Source organism: uncultured Aliivibrio sp., assembly GCF_946479765.1.
GTDB lineage: Bacteria > Pseudomonadota > Gammaproteobacteria > Enterobacterales > Vibrionaceae > Aliivibrio.
On the sequence record NZ_CAMLHO010000014.1, the window covers coordinates 73139 to 81039 of the forward strand.

The following is a 7901-nucleotide window of genomic DNA, read 5'->3' on the forward strand; positions in this document are numbered from 1 at the left end:
AGATTATTCTTCGTCTTCTAACTCGATGTTGATACCAAGTGAGCGGATCTCTTTCAACAATACGTTGAATGATTCTGGCATACCTGGTTCCATACGATGATCGCCATCTACGATGTTTTTATACATCTTAGTACGACCGTTCACGTCATCCGACTTAACTGTTAGCATTTCTTGTAGAGTATATGCAGCACCATATGCTTCAAGCGCCCATACTTCCATCTCACCGAAACGCTGACCACCGAACTGAGCTTTACCACCAAGTGGTTGCTGAGTTACAAGGCTGTAAGAGCCGGTAGAACGTGCGTGCATCTTGTCATCAACTAAGTGGTTTAGTTTTAGCATGTACATGTAACCAACAGTTACAGGACGCTCAAACGCATCACCAGTACGACCATCAAACAATTTCAACTGACCAGATTCTGGCAGATCAACAAGTCTTAATAGTTCTTTAATTGATGATTCTGGAGCACCATCAAAAATTGGTGTTGCAATTGGTAAACCACCGCGTAAGTTCTTAACTAATGTACGAACTTCGTCATCAGACAGTGCAGCGATGTCTACTTCTTGGCGAGTTTCACCAAGATCGTATACTTTTTGTAAGAAGTTACGGAACTTATGCAGTTCTTGTTGCTCTTTAAGCATTTGGTTAAGTTTATCACCAACACCTTTCGCAGCAAGACCCATATGAACTTCAAGAATTTGACCGATGTTCATACGAGAAGGTACACCCAGAGGGTTCAGTACGATATCTACTGGCTGACCTTTTTCATCATAAGGCATGTCTTCAACAGGGTTAATCTTAGAGATTACACCCTTGTTACCATGACGACCCGCCATCTTATCACCAGGCTGAATACGACGTTTTACCGCTAGGTAAACTTTAACGATTTTCAGCACGCCTGGTGCAAGATCATCACCTTGAGTGATCTTACGACGTTTAGTTTCGAATTTCTTATCGAACTCAGCTTTAAGTTCATCATATTGCTCAGCAAGCTGTTCAAGTTGATTTTGTTGTGATTCATCATCAAGCGTGATTTCTAACCACTGCTTACGATCCATCGCATCAAGTTTAACTTCAGAAGTACCTGCAAGCGTAAGAAGAGTGCGAACACGTGCTAATAAGCCACCTTCAAGAATCTGGAATTCTTCAGTGATGTCTTTCTTAGCTTCTTTCAGCTGCATTTGTTCGATTTCTAGAGCACGTTTATCTTTTTCAACACCATCACGCGTAAATACTTGTACGTCAATGATAGTACCTGAAACAGAGTTTGGTACACGTAGAGAAGAATCTTTAACATCTGATGCTTTTTCACCAAAGATGGCTCGTAATAGCTTCTCTTCAGGAGTCAGTTGAGTTTCACCTTTAGGCGTAACTTTACCAACTAGGATGTCGCCACCCTTAACTTCAGCACCGATATAAACAATACCTGATTCATCAAGTTTAGACAGAGCAGCTTCACCTACGTTAGGGATATCTGCTGTGATCTCTTCTGAACCTAGTTTGGTATCACGAGCCACACAAGATAGTTCTTGAATGTGAATCGTCGTGAAACGGTCTTCCTGAACTACACGCTCAGACACAAGGATTGAATCCTCGAAGTTATAACCATTCCAAGGCATAAATGCGATACGCATGTTCTGACCAAGTGCAAGCTCACCAAGATCCGTTGATGGACCATCAGCAAGAACATCACCACGAGTAACAGGTTCACCAGGAAGCACTGTTGGACGTTGGTTGATACACGTATTTTGGTTAGAACGAGTGTATTTAGTTAAGTTGTAGATATCGATACCAGCTTCGCCAGATACCAATTCTTCTTCGTTCACTTTAATAACGATACGAGAAGCATCTACTGACTGAACCATGCCACCACGTTTAGCAACAGCAGTTACACCTGAATCGATTGCTACACAACGCTCAATACCAGTACCAACTAAAGGCTTATCAGCTCTTAATGTAGGTACAGCTTGACGTTGCATGTTTGCACCCATTAAGGCACGGTTCGCATCATCGTGTTCTAGGAACGGAATAAGCGACGCAGCTACAGATACAACTTGGTTTGTCGCGACATCCATATATTGGATGTGTTCACGTGGATGTAGGCCTGATTCACCTTTCTGACGAGCGATGATTAATTCATCAGCGAAAGTACCTTCTTCTGTTAACACGGCATTCGCCTGTGCAATAACAAAAGTACCTTCTTCAATCGCAGATAGGTAATCTACATCTTCAGTCACGATATTATCAACAACACGACGATATGGAGTTTCTAGGAAACCATATTCATTACATCGAGCATACGCTGATAATGAGTTAATTAGACCGATGTTTGGTCCTTCAGGCGTTTCGATTGGACATAGGCGACCGTAGTGAGTCGCGTGTACATCACGAACTTCGAAACCAGCACGCTCACGAGTTAGACCGCCAGGCCCTAAAGCAGAAATACGACGTTTGTGCGTAACTTCTGACAATGGGTTATTCTGATCCATAAACTGAGATAGCTGTGAAGAGCCAAAGAATTCTTTAACTGCAGCTGAAATCGGCTTAGCGTTGATAAGATCTTGAGGCATAATTGCATCAAGGTCACCAAGACTTAGACGTTCACGAACAGCACGTTCTACACGAACTAAACCAACACGGAATTGGTTTTCTGCCATTTCGCCAACAGAACGAATACGACGGTTACCAAGGTGATCGATATCATCAACCTCGCCTTTACCGTTACGAATATCGATCAGTTTACGCATAACTTCGATGATGTCTGTTTCATCAAGGATGCCTGCGCCTTCACCATTATCACGACCAATTGAGCTATTGAACTTCATACGACCAACAGTCGATAAGTCATAACGATCTTCAGAGAAGAATAGGCTTTCAAATAATGATTCAGCAGCTTCTTTTGTTGGTGGCTCGCCTGGGCGCATCATTCGATAAATTTCAACTAGAGCCGATAAACGGTCAACAGTTGAATCTGCACGTAATGTGTCAGAGATGTATGCACCATGATCAAGGTCATTCGTAAATAACACTTCGATCTTTTTGTGGCCAGCTTGAGATAAATTAGCAAGATCTTCTAAGCTAAACTCTTGGTTAGCCGCGATAATAATCTCACCGGTATCTTCATTCACGTAATCGTGAGAAGCCACTTTACCTACGATATAATCTACTGGTACTTCGATAGAATTTACTTCGTCTTTCGTCAATTGACGAATATGACGCGCAGTAATACGACGACCGGCTTCAACATAAACCTTGCCGTTCGATTCAATATCAAATGTTGCAGTCTCACCACGTAAACGCTCTGGAAGCAATTCCATCATTAACGTTTGATCTTTCACTTCAAATACAACTTTATCGAAGAATAAATCTAAGATTTCTTCTGTTGTTTTACGAAGAGCGCGTAAGATGATCGTTGCAGGTAATTTACGACGACGGTCGATTCGTACGAATAAGTTATCCTTAGGATCAAATTCGAAATCTAACCATGAACCACGGTAAGGAATTACACGTGCATTATAAAGAACTTTACCAGATGAATGGGTTTTACCCTTATCGCTGTCGAAGAAGACACCTGGACTGCGGTGCAGCTGGGATACGATAACCCTTTCAGTACCATTGATTACAAAAGTACCGTTGTCTGTCATAAGCGGAATTTCGCCCATGTAGACTTCTTGTTCTTTAATGTCTTTTACCGTGCCTGCAGGTGCGTCTCTATCGTATACAACTAAACGTAATTTAACGCGTAAAGGTGCAGAATAAGTAACACCGCGGATTTGACATTCTTTAACGTCAAATTCTGGCTCACGGAGATTGTAGCTAACGTATTCTAGCTTAGAGTTGCCATTGTAGCTCTGAATTGGAAAGACAGAACGGAAGGCAGCCTCAAGACCGTATTGCCCTTCAGGATCTTGCTCGATAAACTTAGTAAAAGAATCAAGCTGGATCGATAGTAAGTATGGTATGTCCAACACTTGTGGACGCTTACCAAAATCCTTACGGATGCGCTTTTTCTCTGTATAAGAGTAAACCATGGGGTTCCTCAGCTCGCTGATAAGTGACCCGAACCGTCCGCCTTCGAAAGGTTGGGACAGTAACTAATAACACTGTTTACTGTAGGACATAATCTCTGATTGAGACTATGTTTTTTGCTCGAATATAGGGGCTTTAAACAGTGTGAAATTACCCTATACCCTACAGCGCAAAAAGGCCAGTGGTTAATAAACCACCAGCCATTAGCCGCTAGGCTATGAAACTAAGTAATAATTACTTGATTTCAACAGTTGCACCAGCTTCTTCAAGCTGTGCTTTAAGGCCTTCAGCTTCAGCTTTATCAACGCCTTCTTTAAGTGCAGCAGGAGCTGAGTCTACAAGACCCTTAGCTTCTTTCAGGCCAAGACCTGTAGCGCCACGTACTGCTTTGATTACAGAAACTTTGTTTCCGCCAACAGCAGTAAGAATAACGTCAAATTCAGTTTGCTCTTCAGCAGTTTCAGCAGCTGCGCCACCAGAAACTACAGCAGAAGCAGCAGTAACACCGAATTTTTCTTCCATAGCTTCGATAAGCTCAACAACTTGCATTACAGACATTTCTGCAACTGCGTCTAGGATTTGCTCGTTAGTAATAGACATAACAATTCTCTTTTAAGTCAACAATAATTTATTTTGTAATCAAATAAAGCAGGGCTTATGCCTCAGCTTCTTCTTTTTGATCACGAACAGCAGCGATAGTACGTACCAATTTACCAGCAGAAGCTTCTTTCATGCACATCATTAAGCGTGCAATTGCTTCGTCGTAAGTTGGTAGTGTCGCTAGTAGATCAGCATCAGTAACTGCGCCTTCAAATGCAGCAGCTTTAATCTCGAAGTTTTTATTCTCTTTGGCAAAGTCTTTGAAAAGACGTGCTGCAGCACCTGGGTGCTCGTTAGAGAATGCAAGTAGAGATGGGCCAGTAAATGTGTCTTGTAGACACTCATACTGAGTACCTTCTACTGCACGACGTGCTAATGTATTACGAACAACTCTCATGTAAACACCCGCTTCACGCGCTTGTTTACGTAGAGAAGTCATTGCGCCAACAGTAACGCCACGAGAGTCAGCTACAACTGCAGAAAGTGCACCACTGGCTGCTTCGTTGACTTCAGCAACAATTGCTTTTTTGTCTTGAAGATTTAAAGCCATTTGGATTAACCTCTGGTTGTGATTACACCACTCACTACAAAAACTGTAGGAGAGTAATTACGATGCATTCACAGAAAACTAATTTCGAAAAAATTAGCCTTTAGTTCGGCACCGTCTACGCAGGTTTTATTAAGCTCTTGCGAGCGCCTGCGGTCTTGGACGGAGACTATTTAATTAAAAATTAAGTAGCCCCAACCATAAATTTGATAAGCGCAGGATTATACACAAATCCTACGCCTTTGCAAATTAGTTTGTAGCAGTATCTAGAGTCGTTTGATCTAGAGATACGCCAGCACCCATTGTAGTTGAGATGCTTACCTTCTTCAGGAAAACACCTTTCGCTGAAGTTGGTTTTGCTTTTTTAAGTGCAACTAGAAGAGATTCTAGGTTCTCTTTAAGTTGAGCAGCATCAAAATCCACTTTACCGATAGTAGTGTGGATGATGCCGTTTTTGTCGTTACGGTAACGAACCTGACCAGCTTTAGCATTTTTAACTGCTTCAGCAACGTTAGGAGTTACAGTACCAACTTTAGGGTTTGGCATAAGACCGCGAGGACCTAGGATTGTACCTAGTTGACCAACAACGCGCATTGCATCTGGAGAAGCAACAACTACGTCAAAGTTCATTTCGCCTTTCTTAACTAGTTCAGCAAGATCTTCCATGCCTACTAGATCAGCGCCAGCTTCTTTAGCAGCTTCTGCATTTGCACCTTGAGTGAATACAGCAACACGAACATTACGACCAGTACCGTGAGGTAGCACAGTTGCGCCACGTACGTTTTGGTCTGATTTACGTGCATCAATGCCAAGATTGATAGCAACATCAACACTTTCATTGAATTTCGCAGTAGCTAGTTCTTTAAGAAGAGCAACAGCTTCGTTGATTTCGTAGTCTTTAGTAACTTCCACTTTTTCGCGGATATTACGCATACGCTTAGTAAGTTTAGCCATTTTATTAACCCTCTACCACTAGACCTATTGAACGAGCAGTACCAGCAATTGAACGCTTCATAGCTTCAATGTCAGCACCAGTCATGTCCGCAGCTTTAGTTTCTGCGATCTCTTGTATTTGAGCGTCAGTAATAGTACCAACTTTCTCAGTGTTTGGACGACCAGAACCAGACTTAATGCCAGCAGCTTTCTTAAGAAGAACAGCAGCAGGTGGAGTCTTAGTAATAAACGTAAAAGAACGATCGCTATATACAGAGATAACAACTGGAGTAGGTAGACCTTTCTCAACAGATTCTGTTCTTGCGTTAAACGCTTTACAGAATTCCATGATATTTACACCGTGTTGACCTAGAGCAGGACCAACTGGTGGACTTGGGTTCGCCATACCTGCTGCAACTTGCAGTTTGATATAAGCTTCAACTTTCTTAGCCATAATATTTCCTAATTTTGGGTTCAATCGCCATCCAACTGGATTAGCTCCCCGTTAACAAAAACGCGCGAAATTATAATAATAATTCATGCGATTTACAATAGTCTTGATGGTTTTTCGATCAGTTTTTTTCTACTTGACTAAACTCTAGTTCAACTGGAGTTGCACGTCCAAAGATAGAAACTGATACTTTGATGCGACTTTTTTCATAATCAACATGTTCAACAGTACCGTTAAAGTCAGCAAATGGGCCTTCAGTAACACGAACTACTTCGCCTGCTTCAAATAATGTCTTAGGACGAGGAGCTTCACTCGCTTGTGCAAGACGATTTAAAATAGCATCGGCTTCTTTATCTGTGATTGGTGCTGGGCGATCTGAAGTACCACCAATGAACCCCATAACACGTGGAATACTACGTACCAAGTGCCATGATTCATCATTCATGATCATTTGCACTAACACGTAACCAGGGAAAAATTTACGTTCGCTTTTACGACGTTGTCCAGCACGCATTTCTACCACTTCTTCAGTTGGTACAAGCACTTCGCCAAATAACTCTTCCATGTTATGAATTTTAATATGTTCGCGTAACGATTGTGATACACGACCTTCAAAACCAGAAAAGGCTTGAACTACATACCAACGTTTCTTTGGAGCTTCACTCATGATCACTTATCCTCAAACACCTGTGATTAAGCCAATTAGTCTAACCATAATACCATCAATACCCCATAGAATAAGAGCCATTACGATACATACAGCTAGAACTATGAAAGTTGTTTGCATTGTTTCTTGGCGTGTAGGCCAAACAACTTTACGTACTTCCATTCTTGATTCACGAGCAAATGCAATTGCAGTTTGACCTTTTGCTGTGAAGGCAGCAATACCACCAGCAGCAGCAATCAATGCAACGACACCGGCAGCTCGAATAACAACAGACAAATCAGCTAGTAAATAATTACCAATAACCGCAGCAGAAAGTAGTACTAGAACTAGTAGCCACTTAATTGTATCAACTGCGCCTGAAGTTTCTGTCGTCTCAGTATTTGTTTTCATAAACCAACCTGTGACATAACTAAAATCATTTTCCATCATTAGACAGAAATTCAAAAACAAGAGTAAATATACCCTACTCTCTTCATCCTATAAACCAGCGATTTGCTAATTTATCTGCGCTGTGCTCTGCATTTTCTTAAAAGTGTAGAGCAAAAATAAAACAACACACAATACAACGCAGAAAAAGGGCATCGAATGATGCCCTTTTTATTAGTACTTAGTCAAATCTTAAGCGAAGATTTTAGCAACAACACCAGCACCAACTGTACGGCCACCTTCACGG

7 protein-coding genes are annotated in these 7901 nt (G+C 41.7%); all 7 read right to left on the reverse strand.

Annotated features, from left to right (window positions below; genetic code table 11):
- Nucleotides 1-3: 3 nt before the first annotated feature.
- Nucleotides 4-4032, reverse strand: coding sequence for a DNA-directed RNA polymerase subunit beta (gene rpoB, locus Q1K78_RS07575; protein ID WP_300176253.1), 4029 nt, complete (start codon nucleotides 4030-4032; stop codon nucleotides 4-6).
- 232 nt (nucleotides 4033-4264) lie between these two features.
- Nucleotides 4265-4630, reverse strand: coding sequence for a 50S ribosomal protein L7/L12 (gene rplL, locus Q1K78_RS07580; RefSeq protein ID WP_300176256.1), 366 nt, complete (start codon nucleotides 4628-4630; stop codon nucleotides 4265-4267).
- 55 nt (nucleotides 4631-4685) lie between these two features.
- Nucleotides 4686-5180 (reverse strand): 50S ribosomal protein L10, encoded by a 495-nt coding sequence (gene rplJ / locus Q1K78_RS07585; RefSeq protein ID WP_300176259.1) that lies wholly within the window; start codon nucleotides 5178-5180, stop codon nucleotides 4686-4688.
- 246 nt (nucleotides 5181-5426) lie between these two features.
- Nucleotides 5427-6131, reverse strand: a complete 705-nt coding sequence (gene rplA, locus Q1K78_RS07590) for a 50S ribosomal protein L1 (protein ID WP_300176262.1) — start codon at nucleotides 6129-6131, stop codon at nucleotides 5427-5429.
- 4 nt (nucleotides 6132-6135) lie between these two features.
- Nucleotides 6136-6564, reverse strand: coding sequence for a 50S ribosomal protein L11 (rplK, locus tag Q1K78_RS07595; RefSeq protein ID WP_300176265.1), 429 nt, complete (start codon nucleotides 6562-6564; stop codon nucleotides 6136-6138).
- A gap of 118 nt (nucleotides 6565-6682) precedes the next feature.
- Nucleotides 6683-7228, reverse strand: a complete 546-nt coding sequence (gene nusG, locus Q1K78_RS07600) for a transcription termination/antitermination protein NusG (protein ID WP_300176268.1) — start codon at nucleotides 7226-7228, stop codon at nucleotides 6683-6685.
- 12 nt (nucleotides 7229-7240) lie between these two features.
- The gene (gene secE / locus Q1K78_RS07605) at nucleotides 7241-7618 is read right to left on the reverse strand and encodes a preprotein translocase subunit SecE (RefSeq protein WP_300176271.1); all 378 of its coding nucleotides are present in this window, start codon (nucleotides 7616-7618) and stop codon (nucleotides 7241-7243) included.
- Nucleotides 7619-7901 lie beyond the last annotated feature (283 nt).